14 protein-coding genes are annotated in these 22,439 nt (G+C 69.9%); 1 reads left to right on the plus strand and 13 read right to left on the minus strand.

Annotation, left to right across the window (positions count from 1 at the left end):
- From IT072_RS19025 to IT072_RS19040, 4 genes are all read right to left on the minus strand, one after another.
- Positions 1-1,071 (minus strand): ABC transporter permease, encoded by a 1,071-nt coding sequence (locus tag IT072_RS19025; RefSeq protein ID WP_223358402.1) that lies wholly within the window; start codon positions 1,069-1,071, stop codon positions 1-3.
- Complete coding sequence (locus tag IT072_RS19030) at positions 1,068-1,934, minus strand: ABC transporter ATP-binding protein (protein WP_223358403.1); 867 nt, start codon at positions 1,932-1,934, stop codon at positions 1,068-1,070. Before IT072_RS19030 ends, IT072_RS19025 begins: the two co-directional genes overlap by 4 nt.
- On the minus strand, positions 1,931-2,755 hold the full coding sequence (locus IT072_RS19035; RefSeq protein WP_223358404.1) for an ABC transporter ATP-binding protein: 825 nt from the start codon (positions 2,753-2,755) through the stop codon (positions 1,931-1,933). The genes IT072_RS19030 and IT072_RS19035 overlap by 4 nt, the downstream gene beginning before the upstream one ends.
- 76 nt (positions 2,756-2,831) lie before the next feature.
- Positions 2,832-4,508 (minus strand): ABC transporter substrate-binding protein, encoded by a 1,677-nt coding sequence (locus IT072_RS19040; protein ID WP_223358405.1) that lies wholly within the window; start codon positions 4,506-4,508, stop codon positions 2,832-2,834.
- A gap of 147 nt (positions 4,509-4,655) precedes the next feature.
- On the opposite strand from IT072_RS19040, the gene IT072_RS19045 reads away from it, so the two are divergent.
- Positions 4,656-5,321, plus strand: coding sequence for a TetR/AcrR family transcriptional regulator (locus IT072_RS19045; RefSeq protein WP_223358406.1), 666 nt, complete (start codon positions 4,656-4,658; stop codon positions 5,319-5,321).
- A gap of 21 nt (positions 5,322-5,342) precedes the next feature.
- On the opposite strand, the gene IT072_RS19050 is transcribed toward IT072_RS19045, so the two are convergent.
- From IT072_RS19050 to IT072_RS19090, 9 genes are all read right to left on the minus strand, one after another.
- A complete protein-coding gene (locus IT072_RS19050) occupies positions 5,343-7,262 on the minus strand; it encodes a discoidin domain-containing protein (protein WP_223358407.1) in 1,920 nt (639 codons plus the stop codon).
- Positions 7,263-9,368: 2,106 nt separating this feature from the next.
- Entirely contained in the window at positions 9,369-13,724 is a 4,356-nt protein-coding gene (locus IT072_RS19055) for a discoidin domain-containing protein (RefSeq protein WP_223358408.1), read from the minus strand.
- Positions 13,725-13,868: 144 nt separating this feature from the next.
- Positions 13,869-14,894 (minus strand): glycoside hydrolase family 130 protein, encoded by a 1,026-nt coding sequence (locus tag IT072_RS19060; protein WP_223361018.1) that lies wholly within the window; start codon positions 14,892-14,894, stop codon positions 13,869-13,871.
- A gap of 111 nt (positions 14,895-15,005) precedes the next feature.
- The gene (locus IT072_RS19065; protein WP_223358409.1) at positions 15,006-15,920 is read right to left on the minus strand and encodes a carbohydrate ABC transporter permease; all 915 of its coding nucleotides are present in this window, start codon (positions 15,918-15,920) and stop codon (positions 15,006-15,008) included.
- On the minus strand, positions 15,917-16,828 hold the full coding sequence (locus tag IT072_RS19070) for a carbohydrate ABC transporter permease (RefSeq protein ID WP_223358410.1): 912 nt from the start codon (positions 16,826-16,828) through the stop codon (positions 15,917-15,919). Before IT072_RS19070 ends, IT072_RS19065 begins: the two co-directional genes overlap by 4 nt.
- An 80-nt stretch (positions 16,829-16,908) precedes the next feature.
- Positions 16,909-18,240, minus strand: coding sequence for an ABC transporter substrate-binding protein (locus tag IT072_RS19075; RefSeq protein WP_223358411.1), 1,332 nt, complete (start codon positions 18,238-18,240; stop codon positions 16,909-16,911).
- A gap of 93 nt (positions 18,241-18,333) precedes the next feature.
- Positions 18,334-19,149 (minus strand): HAD-IIB family hydrolase, encoded by an 816-nt coding sequence (locus IT072_RS19080; protein ID WP_223358412.1) that lies wholly within the window; start codon positions 19,147-19,149, stop codon positions 18,334-18,336.
- Positions 19,142-21,139: an endonuclease/exonuclease/phosphatase family protein gene (locus IT072_RS19085; RefSeq protein ID WP_223358413.1), complete on the minus strand. Its 1,998-nt coding sequence runs from the start codon at positions 21,137-21,139 to the stop codon at positions 19,142-19,144. The genes IT072_RS19080 and IT072_RS19085 overlap by 8 nt, the downstream gene beginning before the upstream one ends.
- Positions 21,140-21,255: 116 nt before the next feature.
- Positions 21,256-22,287: a LacI family DNA-binding transcriptional regulator gene (locus IT072_RS19090; RefSeq protein ID WP_223358414.1), complete on the minus strand. Its 1,032-nt coding sequence runs from the start codon at positions 22,285-22,287 to the stop codon at positions 21,256-21,258.
- Positions 22,288-22,439 lie beyond the last annotated feature (152 nt).

Below are 22,439 nucleotides of genomic sequence, written 5' to 3' on the forward strand. Positions count from 1 at the left end.
TCAGGCCTCCGTCTGACGGGTGCGCGGGTCGAGGATGGCGTAGGCGATGTCGGCGATGATGTTCGCGACCAGCACGGCCAGCACGAGGACGAGGAAGATGCCCTGCATCAGGGCGTAGTCCTTCGCGTTGGTCGCGTTGAGCAGCAGCAGGCCGATGCCGGGGTAGGAGAACACCATCTCCATGACGAGCGTGCCGCCGACGATGAAGCCGAGGGCGAGCGCGAAGCTCTGGATCTGCGGGAGCACCGCGTTGCGGGCGGCGTAGCGCCACAGCACGCGCCGGTTCGGCATGCCCTTCGCCTGCGCGACGGTGATGTAGTCCTCGTCGAGCACGGTCAGCATCATGTTGCGCATCCCGAGCACCCAGCCGCCGAGCGAGACGACCACGATGGTGACCACCGGGAGTACGGCGTGGGAGACGACTTGGGAGATGAACTCGCCGTTCCAGCCCGGTTCGACGCCGACCTCGTACGCGTGCCCGGCCGGGAACCAGCCGAGTGTGGTCGAGAAGATCGCGATGAAGATGAGTCCGAGCCAGAAGTAGGGGATGGTGCCGAGGAAGGTCGTGACCGGCACGAACGCGTCGAGGCCGCTGCCGCGCTTCCAGCCGATGACCGCACCCAGGCCGGTTCCGATCACGAACGAGATGATCGTGGCGACGCCGACGAGGCCGAGGGTCCACGGCAGCGCCGAGGCGATCGCGTCGCCGACCGGGGCCATGCCGGTGGAGATCGAGACGCCCAGGTTGCCGTGCAGCAGCATGTTCCAGTAGTTGACGTACTGGTCCCAGAGCGGCACGGACTTGTCGAGGCCGAACAGCGCCCGGAGGGCTTTCTCGGCGTCCGGGGTCAGCTGGCCCTGGCTGCGCGCCATGAACGAGTCGACCGCGTCGCCCTTCATCAGACGGGGGATGAAGAAGTTGACGGTGATCGCCGCCCACAGGGTGAACGCGTAGAAGGCCACGCGGCCGCCGATGAAGCGCCACGGGATGCGCGAGCGGCGGCGCTCGGTACCGGCGGCGGTCGTGCCGACGAGCGTCGGGTCGACCGAGGTCTGCGATTCGGCGCTCACTGCGCACCTCCCGAGGTCTGTGTGGTCAGAGGAGTCCGAGCCGCCGCCGACGACGGTGCTGCCGACGGGGTCTGGGCCGCCAGCTCCCGGAAGTGCTTCTCGGGGTCGGGCGACGCGGCGCGCAGCTCGCGCGTATACGGGTCCTGCGGGCGCAGGATGACGTCGTCGGCGGTGCCGCGCTCGACGACTCTGCCCTGGTTGAGCACCATGATCTCGTCGCTGAAGTGCCGGGCCGTCGCCAGGTCGTGCGTGATGTAGAGGACGCCGAGCCCCTCCTCCCGCTGCAGGTCCGCGAGCAGGTTGAGCACACCGAGGCGGATGGAGACGTCCAGCATCGAGACGGGTTCGTCGGCCACCAGCAGGGCGGGGCGCGAGGCCAGGGCGCGGGCGATCGCCACGCGCTGACGCTGGCCCCCGGAGAGCTCGTGCGGACGGCGGTCGATCACGGCGTCGGCGTCCAGGCGCACGCGCTCCAGGAGGCGGCGCACCTCGTCGTCGACCTCGCGCTTGGGGACGACGTTGTCGAGGCGCAGCGGGCGCTCGATGTGGTGGCGGATCGAGTGCGACGGGTTCAGCGAGGCGAACGGGTCCTGGAACACCATGCGCAGCTGCTGGCGGTACTTCCTCAGCCGCTTGCCCGAGCGCGGGATCGGCTTCCCGTCGAGCAGCACCTGGCCGCTGGTCGGGGTCTCCAGCTGCGTCAGGATCTTCGCGATCGTCGACTTGCCGCTTCCCGACTGGCCGACCAGGCCGATCGTCTGGTGCGACGAGAGCGTGAAGCTGACGTCGTCGAGGGCCTTCAGCTGTCCGGAGCCGCGGACGTTGTAGATCTTGGTGACGTTGGTGAACTCGAGGGTCGTCATCGCGCGACCACCCCTCTCTCTCCGGTGAGCCGCGGGAAGGAGGCCAGGAGCTTGCGCGTGTACTCGTGGGCGGGGTCGTTCCAGATGCGCTCGGCGGTGTCGAGCTCGACGATCTCGCCCTCGCGCATGATCGCGATCCGGTCGCTGATCTCCAGCAGCAGGGGGAGGTCGTGGGTGATGAAGACGACCGAGAAGCCGAACTCGTGACGGAGCTGGGAGATCTGCCGCAGGATCTCGCGCTGCACGAGCACGTCCAGCGCGGTGGTGGGCTCGTCCATCACCATCAGCTGCGGGCGGAGCGCGAGCGCCATGGCGATCATGACGCGCTGGCGCATGCCGCCGGAGAGCTCGTGGGGGTAGGAGCGGCGGCGCTGGCCGCCCACCTTCACGATCTCGAGCAGTTCGACGACGGCTCTGCGGCGCTCGACGCGGTTCATGTCGGGCCGGTGGACTTCGAACACGTCCTCCAGCTGCGCGCCGATGGTCGCGACCGGGTTGAGGGCGTTCATCGCCCCCTGGAAGACCATCGAGATCTTGTCCCAGCGGAACCGGCGCATCTGCTCCACGTCGAGGGAGTTGATGTCGACGTCCGCGCCGTCCTTGTCGTGGAAGACGACGCTGCCGCCGGCGATGACGGCCGGCGGGCGCAGGAGGCGCTGCACGCCATAGGCGAGGGTCGTCTTGCCGCAGCCGCTCTCGCCGGCGAGGCCGACGATCTCGCCGCGCTTGATGTCGAGGGTGACGTTCTTCACCGCCCGGACCGGCGGATCCACGTCGTACACGACCGAGAAGTCGCGCACAGAGAGAAGGGTGTCTGTCATGAGTACATCGCTTTCGTGCTGACCGCGAAGCGCCCGGGGCGGGATCGGGGACGATCCCGCCCCGGGCGCTGGGGGATTACTTGCTCGCGGGCTTCAGCTTCATGATCACCTGCACAGCCGAGGGCTGCGTCGGGTCGGCGGTCGCGTACTGGTCGCTCTCGCTCGGCCACCCGACGTACTTGCGGGTGTTGTACTCGGCGAGCTGCGGGTGCGTGCCGATCGCGATGGCCGGCACATCCTCCACGAAGATCTTCTGGATCTGGTTGAGGGCCGCGGTGCGGGTCGCGTCGTCGGAGGCCTGCGCGTACTGCTTGAGGAGCGCGTTCGCCTCCGGGTTGTTGTAGCGTCCGAAGTTGTCCGCGACCTTGCCGTCGGCGGCCTGGTCGAGGTACGCCCCGTTCATGACGTCGTCGTAGATGTGCCACGGGTTCGAGCCGGAGCCGGACCAGTGCAGGGCGGCGTCGAAGTTGCCGGTGGCGATGTTGGTGGTCCAGGTGTCCGCGTCCGGGGTCGCGACCTTGGCGTCGGCGCCGAGCGTGGACTTGACCTGCGTGGCGACCAGCTGGATGCCGGTGACGTAGTCGTTCCAGCCCTGCGGGTCCTGCAGGGTGAAGGAGACCGGGTTGCCGGACGGGTCGATCAGCGCCCCGTCCTTCCAGGTGTAGCCGGCGTCGGTGAGGACCTTCTTGGCGCCGTCGACGTCGACCGTGAACTCGGTGTCCTTGTACTCGGGGGCGATGTACTGGTCACCGGTCGGCTGCGGGATACCCGTCACGTTCTTCAGCTCGGGTCCGGCGTTGCTGCGGGCCTTCTCGGCGTGCGCCTTGCGGTCGACGACCATGTTGACGGCCTTGCGGAACGCCACGTTGTCGAACGGCGCCTTGGTGGTGTTGACCACGATCATGTCGGGGCTCAGCACGTTCGCGCCCCAGAACACGTTGTGCTTCGGGTCCTTGTCGACGTAGTTCTTCTGGTAGTCGGTGATGAAGATCTGCGCCCAGTCGGTCTCGCCGTTCTGCAGACCGCGGAGGAGGCCGGTGTTGTCGTTGTACTCGAGGTACTTCAGCTCGCCCACCGGGACCTTGCCGCCCCAGTAGTCGGTGCGGGCCTTGAGCACGACGCCCTGCGACGAGAAGGTCTTGATCGTGTACGGGCCGGTGCCGACCGCATCCTTGACCGCGTCCTTGGTCGGGTCGGAGATGCTCTTCCAGATGTGCTCGGGCACGATGGCCGTCTGGAGCACGTCACCCTGCTTGACGAACTTCGACTCGGTGAAGCTGAGGACGACGTTGTCCCCGTCCTTCTTGACGTCCGCGAGCTTCAGACCCGCGAGGTCGAGAGCGGGCGTGCTCTTGATGAGGTTGAAGGTGTAGACGATGTCGTCGGCCGTGAAGGGCTTGCCATCGCTCCACTTGACGCCCTCACGGGGCGTCACCGTGAGCTGCGTGTAGTCGGAGTTCCACTCGACCTTCGAGGCGAGCCACGGGGTGGTCTCGTTCTTGCCGACCGGGTTGACCAGGGCGAGCGGCTCGAAGATCATCCGGTTGTAGCCGAGCGACTGGCCGGATCCCGTGGCGATGAACGGGTTGTTGATCTCGGTCGCGAGGACGGCGGCGCCGTCCGGCTTGGCGACCGTGAGCGAGCCGCCCGATCCGCTGGACGCGTTCGAGCCGGAGCCCGAGCATCCGGTCAGCGCCAGGGCGCCGATGGCGAGGATCGCGGATCCCGCGATCACGAGCTTCTTAAGCCTCATTGCTTCTCCTTCGTGACGGCACAGACGTTGTGCCTCGTGGTGCAGGTGATTCGGTGACCATAACTTGCTTACTGGTCAGAAAGCAAGTTAGCGTGAGGCTACTGGGTGGTAGGCTGCCACGCAACCACGAGCGAAGGACGATGCGGGATGGCGACCACCGGCGGTACGGTCAATCCGCGGCCCCAGACAGAGCGCAAACGCAAGGACATCCTGCGCGCCGCCGTCGAGGTCTTCGGCACCAAGGGCTCCACCAACGGCACCCTCGCCGACATCGCCGAGCAGGTCGGCATCACGCACGCGGGCGTGCTGCACCACTTCGGCTCCAAGCAGAACCTGCTCCTCGAGGTCATCGAGTTCCGCGACCAGGACGACGTCGCCCACCTCGCCGACCGCCACATCCCCGGCGGTCCCGCGCTCTTCATGCACCTGGTCGGCACGGCCCTCCGCAACGCCGAGCGCCCGGGCATCGTGCAGGTCTACACCGTGCTCTCCGCCGAGTCCGTCACCGATGACCACCCGGCCAAGACCTACTTCGAGGACCGCTACCGCACCCTCCGCAGCGAGATCGACGACGCCTTCCGGGAGCTCTGCGCGCAAGAGGGTGTGACCGACCCCCACGCGATCGACAAGGCGGCGGCGTCCATCCTCGCGGTCATGGACGGCCTGCAGCTGCAATGGCTGCTGCAGCCCGGCGCCATCGACCTGGCCGGCGCGAGCGAGTTCGCGATCCAGGCGATCGTGAACGGGGTGCTTCAGCCGGGACCGGCGCTCGCGTCGTACGTGCGGGAAGGCGACGCCTCCCCGGCGGAATAGGTCGCGTGCGGGCCGACGGCGTCAGTGCACCCGGCCGGTGCGCTTGCGTCGCCGGACGAGGAGCACCGCGCCGGCGCCGAGGAGCAGCGCCGCGAGCAGTGCGCCGGCGGCCACGCTGAGGCCCGTCGCGGAGAGCGCGTCCGGGTCGTGCCGGCCGGCGGAGTCGGAACCGTGGCCGGTGCCGCCCGGTGTCGAACTGCCCGGAGTCGAGCCGCCGGGGCCGGTCCCCTCGCCGGGATCGCCGCCCGGGCCGGTGCCGTCGCCCGGCTGGTCGACCGCCACGCCCGGAGGCAGCACGCGCAGGGCGGTGAGGCCGGCTTCGCCTGTCCGCCACCGCGTGGTGAGCGCCACGTAGCGGGCGTTCCCGGCGACCTCCAGCGACCCCGTCCGCGTGCCGCCGGCGATCGTGCCGACGGGGGTGAAAGTGATCCCGTCGTCGCTCACGGCCACCTGCGCGTCGGGCACGGCGGCGCCGTCCCACGCGGTCGCGACGAACCCGATCGCGCGAACGGACCCGAGGTCGGTGACCATCCGTCCGCCGGGTCCCGGCACCCACGCGGTGGTCGCGTCGCCATCGACGGCGAGGCCGGGCGATGTCATCCCGGCCGGGAGCACGGACGCGGGGTAGGTGAAGGTGCTGAGCGCCAGGTCGGCGACGGGGTAGGCGGTCGCCGACGCGAACACGACGACGTTCGGGGCCGGGCCGGCAGCGGCAGGCGTCGCCGTGGAGGCGAGCCCTGCAGCCGCCGTCGGCACGGCGGGCGCAGCGATCGTGGCCGCCCGCGTCTCACCGGTCTCGACGTTCGTCACGTCCACGGTCGCCGGCGACCCGGTCAGCTCCACGGTGCGAGCGTCCGGGAGCGTCGCGGTGAGAGTTCCCGTCGCGGCCGAAGCCGTCGGGACCGTCGCACGGGGAGCGAGCACGACCGCCGTCGCCGCCGGGAGGGTGATCGCGAGCGTCGACGCCTGCGCACCGAGCTGCTGCGTCCCGGCATACAGCGGGACGGCCGCCCCGGTGTACGGGACGACGACCGTGGTCTTCACGTCCGCACCGGTGAGGTTGAACGCGGTCAGGTACCCGCCGAGCGAGCTCACGAGGACGCCCGGGGCGTCGGTGGTCGGTTCCGCGGCGGCGGCCCTCGCCCGGGTGACCGCGGCGTCCGCCGGGAGCATCTCGATCAGGCGCGCCCCCGCCGTGCCATCCGCGAGCCGGACGACGTTGGTCGCATCGCCCTCACGCGAGACCGTGATCGGAGCCGTGGAGCCCCGGACGACGAAGCCGGCCTTCCCCTCGACATCGAGCCAATCTCCCGAGCTGGAGAGGATCTGGTCGCCGGTGTAACGGAACGCCGCCGCATCCTGCCAGGTCACGCCGTCGAGGGACGTCTGGACGCGATACTGACGGCCTGCCGCGCTCTCCCAGCCGAGCTGCACCTGCGAGATCGCGGTCGGAGCGCCGAGATCGACCTGCACCCAGGAATCCGCCCTGGTCCGATCGGCCTTCGACACGGCCCACCGGGTCGTCGCTGTGCCGTCCGTGACGGCGCTCGCCGGATACGAACCGTCGGCGCTCGACGCGCTGGCCGGCCGACCGGCTGCGGCGTCGACGCCCGTCGGCGTCAGTGCGCGCAGGTGGTACAGCGAGTACCCGTAGGCCGGGTCCCCCTGCTCGCCCTGCATCCGCACGAACCGTGTGGTCACGGGCGCCGGCTCGGCTGCGCCGGCCGGGGTCAGGTCCACAGTGTCGAGCCGCGACACGTTGACGTCGGCGGGCGCTCCACCGTACGCCGACCGGGTCGTCCAATTGGTCCCATCCTCGGAGGTCTGCACCGTGTAGCGGGCGCCCGCGCTGGACTCCCACGCAAGACGCACGTTCGAGACCGTCTGCGACGACCCGAGGTCGACCTGGATCCAGGAGTCCGCCCGGGTGCGGTCGGCCACCGACACCGCCACCGGGTGGAGGCGCTCGCATCGACGGCGTGCGCGGCGAGATGAGCGTTCTTCGCGTCCTCGCTGGACGCGGTCGCGGTCTTCCCTGCTGCCAGGTCCTTCGCCGTCGCGGAGCCGTCGCCGTAGACGTGGAGCGAATAGAGCGAGTAGCCGTAGGTCGGGTCGCCCTGCTGACCCTGTATCCGGACGTAGCGCGCGCCGACCGGCTCGAAGGCCAGGTCATCGACGCGGGCCGCCTTGGCATCGGCCGGGTCGACGACATGCGTCTCCGGAAGGGTCGCGGTCGTGTCGCCTTCTGCGGACGAGTACGTCCGCGATCCGTCGAGACCGTCGTAACCGGACATGTCGAGGTTGCGCACCCGGACGCTTCCGTCGTCCGGGCCAGCGCCCGTGGAGGCGTAGACGGCCGAGCCGTCCGGCAGCGTCACCTGGCCCGCGTAGCCGCCGCCCAGCTGGTAGAGCGAGGCCGTGCCGTCGAAACCGTCACGCGGCGCCGTGTACACGGAGACGTTGCGTGTGCCGACCGCCGCCGACGGGGTCGGGTAGAGGAACGGGGTCGCGCCGGAGACGTCGAAGAGCCAGTCGTCGTGGCCCGGCACCCAGGGAAACTTCACGTACCCCGCCCGGCTGGACGCCGCCGCCCAGGCCGCGGAGGCCTGCTGAACCGTCAGCCCGGCGCGCGCGCCGTAGTCGCGGACGCCCGAGAGCCGCTGGAAGAACTGGTCCTCGGGTGTGGGTGCGACGACACCGCCCGCCGACTCCGCCGCATGGACATGCAGAAGATACGAGATCGCGATCTCGGCGCGCGCCTCCGGCTCGTACTTCGGCTCGCCCGAGAACTTCGCCAGCCGGTTGACCGGCGCGTAGCCCTGATAGGCGGCGAGGGAACCGGCGATGTCGGCCTCGGCTCGTGCCGCGTCGGGGTCGCGGAGCACCTGACCCAGGAACGCGAGTGGAATGATGTCGCGTCCGTAGAGGAACTCGCGATCGTCCTTCATCGGCTGGAACGGCTCGCCCTGACCGGAGAGGAACAGCTTCAGCGAGTTCCACAGCTCCGCCGAGTTCGGCTGCTGGAGCAGGATCTCCGGGATCGGCTGTCCGTTCAGGATGAACTGGATGGAGTTGCGGCCGCCCGAGCGCCAGATGTCGGACTGGTAGTGCGGCTCGACCGTGTTGTGGTTGTCCACGACATAGGTGTCGTAGATGTTGTCCATCGTGTTCGACGAGATCGGCTTTCCGCCCACCACGGCCGGATTGTTCGCGTCCGCGACGGGCTGGCCGGCCGCGTTGCGCGCCCAGTCGTCGAACTGCTCCGCCCACCGGCCGGCATCGGGGGAGTCGGGCGCCCAGGCGAGGCCCGGCGCCAGCGCCTGCGTGTACACGCCGGACTCCTCCAGCGCGGTGTCGTCCTCGTGCCGCCCGTTCGGCCACTCCGCCGTCCACGAGCCCGACATCGGGTCGCGCCCGTAGTCGAGGTCTGCCGTGTAGGTCGACTGCCCGGCCGCGATCGTCTTCAGGTTCGCCTGGGTCGTGCTGTCCAGCTGATCCCACATCAGCCGCCCCGCGTCGAGGAAGTACGACTGGAAGGTCGAGTCCCAGAACAGCCGCTTGCCCCACGTCCCCTTCGGATCGACGAACCGGTTGGAGGCCGCGTAGTACCTGATCGTCGCGACCGTCTTCTGCCGCAGGTCCTCCTCGGAGATCCCGGCGAGCTGGGCGTCGTAGTCGCCCTGTGTCACGAGGACGGCGTTACCGAGGACGACGGCGAAGTCGAAGTCGGCGAGCTTGTACGCGCCGATGGAGGCGTCCCACACGGTGTTCACCCACTGCGTGTGCCGCAGGAGGGCGCCGTAGTAGTCCGCCGCGGTGGAGTCCGGCGCGCCGAAGGCCGGCGCGGCGTCGGCGGCCTGCGCCGGCTGGCCGGCGTTCCCCGTGACGAGCCCGAGGGCGAGTGCGGCTGCGACACCGCCCGTCAGCACTCGCCTGAGGAACGGGAAGGGCGCTCTCGAACGCTCATCGACACGGGTCACAGCGATTCCTTTCAGGGCGGTGGGTCGAGGGATGCGGGCCCGGCCACGATCGGCCGGGCCCGCACCGTCACCCCTCCGTGCGGCGACGACGGCTCACGAAGACCGCACCTGCGGCGAGGAGCAGCACGGCGATCCCCCCGCCCAGCCAGAGCGCGGTGGAGTCACCGCCCGTCTTCGCCAGGTCGTCCTCGTCCTGCGTCGCCGACGGCGCTCCCGGCCCGGTGCCCGAGCCCGACCCGGAGCCGGAGGTGTCTCCCCCTCCCCCGCTGCCGGACGGATCCGCGGCGCGGATCTCGACCTCGAGGGAGGCTCTGACGGTGCCGTCCTGCAGCACCGCGATCGTGTGGCGGCCGGGGGCCGTGTCGGCGGGGATGGCCACGGTCGTCGTGAACGCGCCGGACTCGTCCGCCGCGACAGTGCCCAGCTCGACCGGCGCGGAGTGCAGCTCGATCGTGAGCGCGGCCCCCGCGCCGAACCCGGCGCCGGTGAGGTCGACGCGACCACCGGCGACCGGGTCTCCGGTGAGCGCGACCGTCGGGTCGGCCGGCTCCGCGAGCCCGTCGATGGCTGCACGGAGGTCCGCGGCGCGCGCGTCGATCGTCGCCTGAGTGAGGCCGGCTGTCTTCAGGGCCGTCTTCGCCGCCTCGAGCGCGGGGAGGAGGGGCGCCCAGCTGGCGGCCGTGTACCGCGTGCTGTCGAGCCCGTTGGCCTGATCGACCAGCTGCTGGAGCACGCTCGTGTCGACGGCGACCGACAGGCTGCACCACGCGGACTCGTCCCCGTTGGCGTGCCCGACGAGCACGGCGGTCGTACCGCCCCCGTGCGTCTTCACATCGAACTCGATCCGTCCGTCGGCGCCGATACGGGGCTGCCCTGAGAGGGTCGCCACACTGCTGTCGAGCACATGTGCGGTGAAGGAGTCGCTGCCGTCGACCGGATTGATGGTGGCGGCGATGGTCGCTGTGCTGTCGCGATCGGCCGTGACCGGCGCTGCGCACGACAGGGCGTACCCGCCGTAGACCTCGAACTCCCAGATGTTGAGCCCGTACTTCGTCGCGGGAGCGCCGATCACCCGGATGTAACGGATCTCCGCGGTCGGGAAATCGGTGGTGTCGCGGCGGTGGTCTCCCGTGGCGGTGTTCTGCACGTGCGCGAGCTGCGTCCAGTCGGTGCCGTTGACCGAGCCCTCGAGGCGGTAGTCGGTGGAGTTGCTGGACTCCCACTCCACCACTGCCTGCGACACGCCGCGGACGGAGCCGAGGTCGACCTGGAGCCAGTTCTGGTTGGTGTACGGCGCGGCGCCGGTCGGCCGCGCGGAGGACCACTTGGTGGTCTTCGATCCGTCGGTCGCCATCGGGGCGGTGATGTTGGCCAGGTTGTTGTACACGCTGTCCGCGGTGGTCGGCTGCCCCTTGGCCAGGTTCACCCGCCCGCCCGCGGTCGGCGCCGACAGCAGGGAGGAGTCGCCGAACACCTCGAACTCGAACAGAGAGACGCCGTACGAGGTGAGCGCACGCTTCACCGTCTGCATCCGCACGTAGCGGCCGGTCGCCGACACGGCCACGAGATCCGTGGCGCCGTCGCTTCCCGCGGTCGGGGTGACGTACGCGTCGGTCCACGTCTTGCCGTCATCGGACACCTGGATCTTGTACTGGCTCGCGTACGACGACTCCCAGAACATCCGCACCGCACCGATCGTGCGCACGCTGCCGAGATCGACCTGCAGCCACGAGGTGTCGGGCGATCCGGTGCGATCGGCGATCCAGCGGGTGGTCATGTTGCCGTCGGTGGCGCTGCCCGGGTTGGTGCCGTCGGACGCCGTGGTCGGCGCCCCGAGCGCGAGGTTCACGCTGGCGCTCGCCTTGAGCTCCCGCACCGCGAATCCCCCCGACCCGCTGCTGTCCAGCAGCAGGACGCGCACGAAGTTCGCCGCGGTCGCCGGGAAGTCGACGTGCTGGTGCCCGCCGGTCCCCTTCTGCACGAGCTTCTGGTCGGTCCAGTTGGTGCCGTCGGTGGAGGTCTGGACGAGGAACCGGGTGGCGTAGTCCGTGCCCCAGTCGATGTCGACGCTGGTCGCGAACGACCCGGCGGCGAGCTGCTGCCGCAGCCAGGGGCTGTCCCCGGCCGACTGCCAGTAGGTGCCCTGGTCGCCGTCGCCGGCGAGCGCGGGGCCGTGCCCGGACGCGGAAGCGGAGGCGGTGTACGGCGAGCCGTCCGACTCGTCCGCCGCCAAGGGTGCGGACACCGTCTTGCCCAGCGCGGCGCCCGAGCCGAGCACGAAGGTGCCGTGCATGGCCGCTCCCGCGCCGCTGAGTCCGACGTTGACCAGGAGCCCGGGCTGTCCCGGGTTCGACAGGCTGACGACCGGCGTCGGGCCGGACTCGTCGAGCAGCACGATCGCCGGCTGGCTGACGGTCAGCGTGCGGCCGTCGCCGAGGTCGAGGGAGCCCGCCTGGTAGAACGTCGCCATCGTCCGCTTGACGCGGGGGTCGTGCACCGCCTGCACGGCGCTGTCGTTGCGCAGGATGCTGACAGCGGGGTTCGCGGCGTAGGCGGCGGTCTGCGCGGGCGTGGCGCCGGGCAGGACGATGTACTCGTAGCCGGCCCCGGTCGGCTTCACCCCGTGGTCGAAGTAGAGGGTGAACGCGTCGTGGCTCTGCGGCTGGTCACCGTAGTAGCTGCCCGTCTGGGTCTTGTCGGAGACCACGACCGGGTCGCTCGACGGGAAGACGTAGCCGACCTTGTCGTTGTAGGCCCAGGACGGGTCGCTGACGACCTTCCCGTCGGTTCCGGCGGCGACCGCGGTTCCGTCGACCGAGGCGTTCGGCTTCGCGTCGACCTGGTTGACCGTCGTGTGCACGGCGGCCGCGTTGGTGGAGGTGATGCCCGCGCCGAGTGCGACCATCCCGTCGTCGAGGTAGAAGTAGCTCTTCTGCGCCTGCGTGCTCGCGCGGTCCAGGCTCTCGACGCTGACGCCGTAGTTCCCGTCCGAGACGCCGCCCGTGAAGCTGCCGCCGTTGGTCGAGCGTCCGTCGGTGCCGAGGGTGGTCTCCTTGACGTACGGGACGGTGGTGCCGGGGTAGTGGTACCAGTCGAAGGCGGGGCCGAGCGCCGTGTACTCCTTGTTCGTCACCTGGATCGCCGTCGCGCCCGCCTTGCTCCAGACGACCTCGTTACCGACGTCCTTCCGGAGCGTGGAGCGGTACTCGCTGCCGACCGTGCGGCTGGAGTTGAGGGCGGTGAAGATGCCGAAGCCCGCGCGCTGGTGCGACGAGAACTCGGAGCGCCAGAAGTAGGTGTTGCCGGTCTGGCCGTTGCCCGCGGTCTTGCCGCGGATGCTGTCGGCCAGCTCGCGGTAGTCGCTCGCGTAGAGCGCGTCGGTGCGCGCCATCCGGTCGAGAGGGTCGAGGAACACCGCGGCGTAGCTGGTGACGCCGTCGACCGTGGTGGCCGGCCGGTAGAGCAGGTAGAGCATCCCGATCTCGCCGCGGATCATCCAGCGGGTCCCGTCGATGATGTAGAAGGCGATGGTGTCGAGCTGGTCGCGGGTGAAGGCGAGACTGGTGCCCCGCGCCGAGTCGGCCCACATCGCGACCTGGGTGAACAGGGCCATGCCGTAGCCCTCGCTGTAGAGCTGCGCACCGTGAGCCCAGAACGTGGCGTCCGGCTGGACCGCCTCCTGCACCGTGCCGGAGTTGTCGACGGCGACGGTCTTCACCATCGTGGCGAAGCCCGCGGTGATCTGGTCGGCGTTGCGGGTGGCGAGCGCCTTGTAGAGGTAGTCGGACGTGCGCCAGGCGCCGTTCGCGCCGGCCGGGTCGAGCTTGCCCTGATTGTGCTTGATGGTGAGGGCGAGCCCGTCTGCGCTCAGCACGTCGCCGAGGAAGATCGAGATGCGGCCCATCGCGATGGACTCGCCGATCTCGGTCTCCCACCAGTTGGTGTTGCCCGGGTCGGCCTTGTCCCAGTAGGCGAGCGCGCGCTCCTCGGCGGCGAGCAGGCTCGCGTCGTGGAAGCCCTTCGCCGTCTTGTCCTGGTAGGCCTGCGCGATCGCGACCATGCGGTAGAGCGCCTTGTAGGCGTCCCACGTCTTGCCGTTGGCCGAGCTCGTGCGGTCGGTGTAATCGACATCGGACCACGAGCCGTCCGCGTTCTGCGACTTCACGTAGTCCAGCGCGTTGGACGTCTGTGCGAGGTAGATGCCGTTGGCGATCTGCACTTCGTCGCCCTGGCTCAGGTAGTAGTCCTGCAGCCGGGACACGATGGTGGCGACGTCGGAGTTCAGGTCGGCGGCCGTCGCCGGCGCGCTCGTGAGTCCTGCGAGGCCCAGGACGAGGGCGACGACGGCGGCTGTCGCCCCGACGAGGCGGGCGCGTATGGTGCGGCGCCCTGGGGTTGGGGATGCTTCTCGGTCACGCGACATTGCGCAGACTCCTCTGGATCGGGGGATCGTATTCGGGTGTGTGGAGCGAGTGGTGCGGCTGGAGCGGGTCGAGCTGTTCGGGGGGCGGTTCGGAGGGAGGATGCGGCGCCGGTCACACGCGAGGAGGGGCCGGCGCCGCGACGGTCAGTCGGCGGTCCGCACGAGGCGGGCGACGGAGATGCGGGTGTCGGCGGCGCCGTAGAACACGAAGTGCTCGTCGCCGATCCGCTCGATCGCCGTGGGGAAGACGACGTTGGCCACGGTGCCCGCCGTCTCCTCCGCCGTCTCGGGGGTGAGCAGGGGTTCGCTCGTCCGGGCGAGCACGTGGGACGGGTCGTCGGCGTCGAGCAGCATCGCCCCGACGACGTAGTTCACGTCGAAGGCGTGGGGCACGAATGCGCTCTCCCCCACGTCGCCGGTCACGCCGTGATGGAGCAGCAGCCACCCTTCCGGCACGCGCAGCGGCGCGGGGCCCGCGCCGATCTTGAGCGCCTCCCAGGCGAACTCGGGGCCGGCGACGAAGCGGTGCCCCCGCGGGCGCACCAGCGCCGAGAGGTCCTGCATCGCATCGGCGACGGGCACGTAGGAGATCCAGATGCTGGCCCGGTCGTCCGGCACTCCGGTGGGCAGCGGCGGCCGCTCGCTGGAGCGCACGAACCCGAAGTCCCACATCGGCCGGTGGAGCAGGGCGAAGCTCGGCGCGCCCTGCGGGTCGGGGACGACCTCGGGGAAGAACACGACGTCCTTGTTCGGGAACAGGTTCAGGTCGGTGTCGAGCGCGTCGTCGTACTCGAACTGGAGGGGCCCGAGACGTCGCCAGCTCTCGCCGTCGGTCGAGACCGCCAGAGCCGGCTTCGGTCCGAGCGGGCCGAAGGCGACATAGCTCATCACGTGCACGCCGAGGTCCGGGATGGTGGTGATGCGCGGATCCTCGACCCCGCCGTGCTCGGTGCCGCGCTCCCAGCCGCGGTCCGCGTCCAGGGCGATCTCCAGGTCGACGACACCGCTCGGCACGCCGCCGTCGAAGACGACCCGCGCGCGGCCGATCCGCGAGACGTTGTGCTCGGCGACGAGCCGCGGGAAGAGATGGAGAGTGCCGTCCGGACTCTGCACGGTCGCGGGATTGAGCACTCCCTCGACCTGTCGCGGATCAGTGGGGTCCGGCTCCATCACGATGCCGACGCGTTCGAGCGCGTACGGCACGCGGGTGGAGGTGGAGAGCGAGGAGATGGAGGACACAGGACCCTTCTTCGGATGGTGGTGGACGGTCGCGAGCGGTGGTCAGCCCTTGATGGCGCCGACCACTCCGTTGACGAGATAGCGCTGAATGAAGATGTAGCCGACGATCAGCGGAGCGGCGACGATGAAGGTGGCGGCCGCCAGCAGCGGCCACTGGTTGCCATAGGTGCCTTTGAAGGCGTAGAGGCCGACGGTCACCGGGAACTTCGTCGGGTCGGCGAGGAGCACCGTCGCGAGGATGATCTCGTTCCAGATCCATACCGCCTGGAGGATGAACACGGTGACGAGGGCGGGGCGCGCGAGCGGGAAGATGAAGCCGAACAGGTAGCGCCAGTAGCCGACGCCGTCCATCGCCGCCGCCTCGTCGAGCTCCCGCGGGATCGACTTCACGAAGCCGCTCAGCAGCAGCGGGCCGACGCCCACGCCCACGCCGACGAGGAGGATGTAGCCGAGTTGCGTGTCGTACAGGCCGAGGCGCAGCAGCAGCTGGAACTGGGTGATGAGCGCGTTGGGCAGGAACAGCACCAGCACGAAGATCACCGACCAGTACTTGGCGCCCTTCACGTAGCCTCGTGCGACCGGGAACGAGAGGACCAGCGTGAGGAGGGTACCGATCGCCGAGCCGGCGGCCGTGTACAGGACGCTGTTGAGGATGTATGCGCCGAAATCGCCTGTGTTCCAGGCGGTCACGAAGTTTCCCCACTGCGGGTCGCGCACCAGGCCGACCGGGTCTGCGACGAACTCGGCCTGCGTCTTGAGCGCCGTGTTCAGCAGATAGAGGAGCGGGAAGAGGAAGACCACCAGCAGAACGAGGGCGCAGATGTATGCCCCGATCGGAATACGGCGGCGTCGTCGTCGGCTCGGTGCCGCCGGGGACTCCCGCCGTCTCCGGTCGTCTCCCTCGGTGGACGGCGCATCCGCGCCGCCCGTCGGGGCGGGGGTGATGGTGGTGCTCACAGCTTGGCCTCCCGTCGGCGGAGCACGGCCAGGGCGATGATGGAGACGATTGCGACCAGCACGAACTGGACCATCGAGACCGCCGCCGCATAGCCCTGGGACTGGGACAGTGTCGTGCCGGACGCTCCGCCGAAGCCCTGCACGTAGACGAGGAGCGAGAGCACCTGGGTCGACCGGTTGTTCGGCCCGCTGAGCACGTAGATGAGCTGGTAGCTCTGGAGGGCGTTCACGATGCCGAGGAGCACGTTCGCCGTGATGGACGGAGCGAGAAGCGGCACAGTGACGCTGCGGAAACGCTGCCACGCGCTCGCGCCGTCGATCTCCGCGGCCTCGTGCAGCTCTTCGGGCACGGCCTGGAGACCGGAGAGGAAGATGATGACCGAGACGCCCAGCACCATCCACACCTGCACGAGGATGACCAGGGAGAGAGCGAGATGCGGGTCGCCGAAGAACGCGGAGTGACCGCCGAACAGCCCGAGGATCGATGCCGCCGGGCCGCCGCTGACGTTGAAGATCAGCGACCAGACCAGACCCGTCACGGTCACGCCGAGGATGGTCGGCATGAAGACGACCGCGCGATAGAAGTTGCGGCCCTTGAGTTTGCGGTTCAGGAGCACCGCGATCGCCAGCGCGACCACGATCTGGATCAGGGTGCTCGCGAAGGCGAAGATCACCGTGTTCGTCAGCGCGTTGGCGCTGTCGGCCCACTTCGCCGGGGAGAAGAAGTCGACGTAGTTCTGGATGCCGACGAAGTTGATCGGCAGGCCCGGCAGCCCGCGGAGGTCGGTGAACGAGGCCACCAGCACGCCGATCGCCGGGACGAACCCGAAGATCCCGAGCAGCAGCATCCCGAGCCCGAAGGTGACGCGCACCGGAGTGCGCCGGGGGAAGGGGAAGGTCTCAGCCATGTGTCGTTCGATTCACTGTCGTTCGAGCCCTGGGGCGGGCCGCGCCGTCGCCGGTCGCGGCCCGCCGTCACGGGAGTGGGTCAGCCCGCGGCCGTCCAGGCCTTCTGCGCCGCCGCCGCCGCCTGCTCCGGCGAGTCGGAGCCGAGCGGGGTCAACGCCGGGTAGTTGAACGGGAACACCGCGTCCTGGCCGGCCTTGTTGTTCGCGAACCAGATCTGGTCCCACGCCGGCTGGTAGGTGGAGGTGTAGGGGGCGATGGACTGCAGGAACGCGCTGGTCTCGATGTCCGGCTGCGCGGACGAGAAGCCCGACTTCTCGAGGAACAGCTGGTAGGTGTCCTTCTGCGAGAAGAAGTCGAGCCAGGCCAGAGCCGCGGTCTTGTTCTTCGCCGAGGTCGGAATGGCCAGCTGCAGCTCGGTCTTGCCGTTGAGGAACGCGTTGTCGGCAGCGGTCTCCGAGCCCGGGAACGGGAAGTAGCCGTAGTCGAACTTCTTGGCGACGGCCGCGTCGATGGTCGGCTGGTCCCAGGTGCCGTCGACCGTCATCGCGAAGTCGCCGGCGGCGAAGCCCGCCGGGATCGACGTGTAGTCGGCGCCGGCCGCGCCCTGCTGCGCGTTCTGCAGCACGTACTCCGTCTGCTGGAGCACCTTGACCTCGGTGGGGTCGGTGAGCTTGGCCTTGTTGGTCCAGATGTCTTCGGCGAGCTTCTGCTTGTCGGCCGCCGTCGGGTAGTTCGAGGCGACCGAGGCGAGCATGGGAAGGCCGGCGGGCCAGCTGTCCTTGCCGCCGAGACCGAACGGCGTGATGCCCTTGGCCTTGAGCGTGTCGACCGTCGAGGTGAACTCGCTCCAGGTCGTCGGGACGGAGAGGCCGTTGTCGGCGAAGATCTTCTTGTTGTAGAAGACGCCCGTGTAGTAGCTCACGCCCGTCGGCACCGAGTACTGCTTGCCGCCGATGGCCTGGGCCTTCAGGAGGGTCGGGGTGTACTTCTTCAGGAAGCCCTCGTCCGTGAGGTCGACCAGGCCGCCGGCCGCAGCGAGGCGGGCGTCGTCGGTGGCGGCGTCCTTGGCGTAGGAGGGGGTCTCGGTCATGCCCTTCACGACGAACAGGTCGAGGTTGGAGGCCGTGAGGCGCGAAGACTTGGTCGCCGGGTAGTTGTCGTTCGAGACGGTCGAGAAGACGACATCCACATCCGGGTACTTCTTCTTGAACGCGTCGTTGACCGCGCGGAAGCCTGCGTCGGTCGCGTCGCTGCTCGAAACCAGCAGCTGCAGCTTGCCGCTCGGCTCGCCGTCGGACGATCCGCCGCTCGCGCTCGAGCACGCGGCCAGCGCGCCGATCGTCGCTACGGCCGCGATGCCGGCGAGCGCGCGCCGGATCGCGGTGCTCTTCCGCAACCTCGTTGTTGCCATTGGGGGTCTCCTCTGTGAGTGCTCGGGTGGTGATTGCACGTTACCGAAACGTTTCGGTAGTCGAATCATGGCACGTTCCCGCCGGTGGTGCAACTACGCGACGTCCGTGACCGCCTGGGCGAGGAGATCCTCGACGACGGCCGCCGTCTCCTCCCAGCCGTGCACCGCCCGGGTCGGCACCCCGAGGCGCCGGACGGGGTAGTCGTTGCCATCCGGATCCAGGCGGTCGCCGACGAACAGCATGTCGGCGTAGCCGATCCCGGTCAGCTCGGCCAGATGAGCCATCCCGTACGCCTTGTCGACGCCGACCCTCGTCACGTCGATGCTCGTCGACCCGCCGGACCGGACCTCGAGCCCCGGCAGGCGCCCCTGGATCGCGGAACGCAGCAGGGCCTTCTTCTCGCCGCCCGGGTCCCACGCCGCCTTCGCATCGATCGGCGCGTCCTGCCCGAGGGCGGAGAAGGTGATCTGGGATCCGCGATCCTCGATGGCCGGGCCCCGCGTGTCGGGCTCCCACAGCCCGAGCCGGCGCGCCTCCTCTTCGATGGCGTCGACCGCCGCGCGCTTCTCCTCGTCGGAGAGATCCTCCGCGTACTGCAGCGTCCAGGTGCCGCCGACCCATCGGAGGTAGCGCGTCCCGCACGTGGGCATCAAGTGCAGGCGGCGCAAGTCCGGCCCCTCCGGAAGACGCGCGAGGAGCTGGCGGCGGAACTGCTCGTAGCTGCCGCCGGAGATCACGCACACCTCGCAGACGTCGAGGAGGCGCACGAGGATCGACGTCATCCGCGGCGTCAGGGGCGATTTGGACGGCGCCAGGGTGTCGTCGAGGTCGAATGCGACGAGCCGGGGCAGGGTCGCAGCTCCGCGCGGAGACCTCGGCTCCGCGCCCTGCGCGACATCCTCACGCACGTCGGCCCCCTCGCGCGCGAGCGGCCAGGAGCGATCCCCGTCGACCGATGGCCAGGACGAGACCGAGGAGCAGGACCGCGACGGCGATCAGCGTCGTGGGCACTGCATCGCTCCCGGTGCTGGCGAGCTCACGGCTCGTCGACGCGGCCGACGGGTCCGACAAGGAGGAGCCCGGCGCTGTGGAGCCCGGCGCTGTGGAGCCCGGCGCTGTGGAGCCCGGATCCGTGGAGCCCGGATCCGATGGTCCCGTGCCTCCTCCTGTATCGGCGGCCGCGTCGATTCGGACCGCCGTCCGTGCGACCTCCGCACCATCGATCAGCGCGACGAGGGAGTGATCTCCCGGCGCCGTGCCGGCGGGCACCGTCGCCTCGAAGCGGAAGGCGCCGTCCTGGCCCGCCTCGACCGTTCCGAGCACGGTCGGCTCCGAGTGCAGTTCGATGGTCACCGCCGCCCCCGGCAGGAATCCGCTCCCCCGCACGATCAGGGGGGAGCCGACGCGCGACGCATCGGCCGTCACCGATTCCCGACCGGTCGTCGGTCCGCCTGGCTGGTCCGGCACACAGCTCTCCGCGCACACGCGGAACCTGCTGAGCACGGCCTTGTGGTCGCTCGGCCACACGGCGTCGGGAGTGACGATGACATCGTCGCTGTCGTCGTCGACCCGCTGGCTGCGGACGATCGTCGCGCGCGGACCGACGACGGCCGCGGAGGCGAGCTCCAGGCGACTCGAGGGTGCGTAGAAGACGTAGTCGATGCGATCCCGCTCGTCGGCCTTCGGAGCCCAGGTCAGGCTGTTGACGGAGACGTTCGGGTTGCCGGCGGGCCAGGTGAACCCGGGGTTCTTCACCGGGTCAGGATGCGCCTGGCGGTAGGAGTCAGCCAGTCCGCCGTCGAGGAGGGTGCGCGTCGTCTGCCACGGCACGACGGCCCCTCGGTGGTCGAAGAGTCCCGCGGTGGCTGCGGTCCAGTCTTGTGCCGACGGCTCGTTGAAGTCGCCGCCGACCACGACGAGGCGCCCCGCCTTCTTCTCCGCATCGACGTCGGCCAGCAGTTCCCGTGCCGAGTCGGGCCGCCCCGACTGGGCGTTCATGGTGAGCATGGTCGCCACGTCGGTCACCGGTGCGCTGAGCTCGCCGCCGCCGAGGAACTCCGCGGGCCAGTCCCCGATCGCGGTCGGGCCGTACCCGCGCGGGAGGTACTCCGCATACCAGCGGTATTCGAGGTGACCGCCGTAGACCGCGACATCGGTGCCGTTGACATCGATGATCGCCTTGGTCCAGCGCGCACCGACCGTGGTCGTGGACACGATGGGATAGCGCGACACCAGACCCGTGTCGGTGGCGGAGACGGAGTGGTAGCCCAGCTGGTCGGCGATGGCCGGGGTCGCGTCCGTGAGCCGCGGGTCGAAGCGCTCGGGCAGGAACGCCACGTCGGCGCCGCTCTCGCGGATGACGTCCGCCGCGTGCTGGATGCCGCCGGAGACGACGGACCCGCCCTTCCAGATGTTGAAGGAGAGCACGTCGAGCTCGCTGACGCCGTCGACCGCCGGCTTGGGCGGGACGGTCTGCACCCGCACGCGCAGGGCGACCGGCCCGGCGAGGACGCCGTATCCGTCGTTCGCGAGCAGGTAGACGTCCAGGTCGCCTGCGCCGATCGTGGCCGCCTCGTGGGTCCAGCCGTCCCGCGAGCCCGGTCCCCAGGTGAAGCTGCCGCCGGCTCCCGGGGCGTAGCGCCAGTCGAGGGAGGAGGACCCGCTGCCCGGCTTCTGCCCGTGCCGGTAGATCCCGATCCAGTTCTTCGCGCCGGCCGAGCCGGTGGCGTCGTAGCTGATGGCGACGGTGCCGGAGGTGTCCAGCTCCGCGGCGCTCACGGTGAGCGTCGCCCCGGCGGCCGCCGCCGGAACGGCGCCGAGTCCGGCGACGAGGCCGAGGGCGACGGAGGCGAGCGAGGCGACGATTCGTCGCCTCCAAGCGGGTCGGCGAGTGGTCATCCAGGTCTCCTCATCGAGCAGGCCCTCGCGGGCACGACGTTTACCGAAACGTTTCGGTACGGCGAAAGTCTCACACACGGGACGGGGGCGACGCAACGCGCCGCCGCCTCCCGGCGTCAGCGGGTCGCGCTCGCCGGGACCGCCGCCGTGGAATCGCGGACGACCAGTTCGGCGTCGGCGACGCGGACGTCCGCCGCCTGACCGCTCTCGACCAGGTCGATGAGGAGCCGCCCCGCCTCCTGCCCGAGCTCGCGCGGCGTCGTGCGCACCGTGGTGAGCGACGGGCGCACGTAGGTTCCGAGGCGGATGTCGTCGAATCCCGCCACCGAAAGGCGTTCCGGAACCGACACGCCGAGCCGCTGCGCCTGCGCGATCAAGCCCAGTGCGGACAGGTCGTTCGCGCACACCACCGCGGTCGGAGGATGGGCGAGGGAGAGCAGCTCCGATGCCGCAGCCGCGCCCCCCTCGTACGTGAAATCGCCGGGAACGGCCGGTCCCGGGTCGAGACCGAACGCGTCCAGCGCCGACCGCCAGGCCGCCTCGCGCTGCAGGGAATGCAGGTATCCCGCCCTCCCGCCGACGAAGGCGATGCGGCGATGGCCGAGGCCGACCAGGTGCTCCACCGTCGCCCGGATGCCCGCCTCGGCGTCCTGCCGCACGGCCGGGAGGGGGAAGTCCGCCCCCGGATTGACGGCGACCGCCGGCAGCCCGAGCTCTTGCACCAGGGGGATCCGCTGGTCGTCCGCTTCGAGATCGACGAGGAAGACGCCATCCACGCGACGGTCCGCCGCGAGCTTGCGGTACCGCTGCAGGATCGCCTCCGGCTGCGCCCCGATCTGGAGCACGACGGCATAGCCGCGCGGATCGATCGCCTCCTCGACCCCGCCGATGAAGCCGCCGAAGAACGGGTCGAGCTCGAGCACGTCAGGATCACGCTGGACCACGAGGGCGACCGTGTACGCCCGCCGCCCGGACAGGCTCTTGCCACGGAGCGACGGCACGAATCCGAGATCCTTGGCGATCTGCACGATCCGCTCGCGTGTCGCCTCGGACACCCCCGGCCGGCCGTTCAACGCGGTCGAGACCGAACTCACGGCCACCCCCGCCTTGTTGGCGACATCGACGATCGTCACCCGATGATCAGTCACGGACCTCCTCGACGCCCCTCGCTCCAACGACAAAGCAACTGTAGCCTCCGACCCGACCAGCGACGCGACACCGCCCTGCCCTCATCGACCGGACGACACCATCACGATCACGCTCGGCGGGTTTGGCCAAAAACCATTGACCGGGTAGTCTG

Source organism: Leifsonia sp. ZF2019 (assembly GCF_019924635.1).
Classification (GTDB): domain Bacteria; phylum Actinomycetota; class Actinomycetes; order Actinomycetales; family Microbacteriaceae; genus Leifsonia.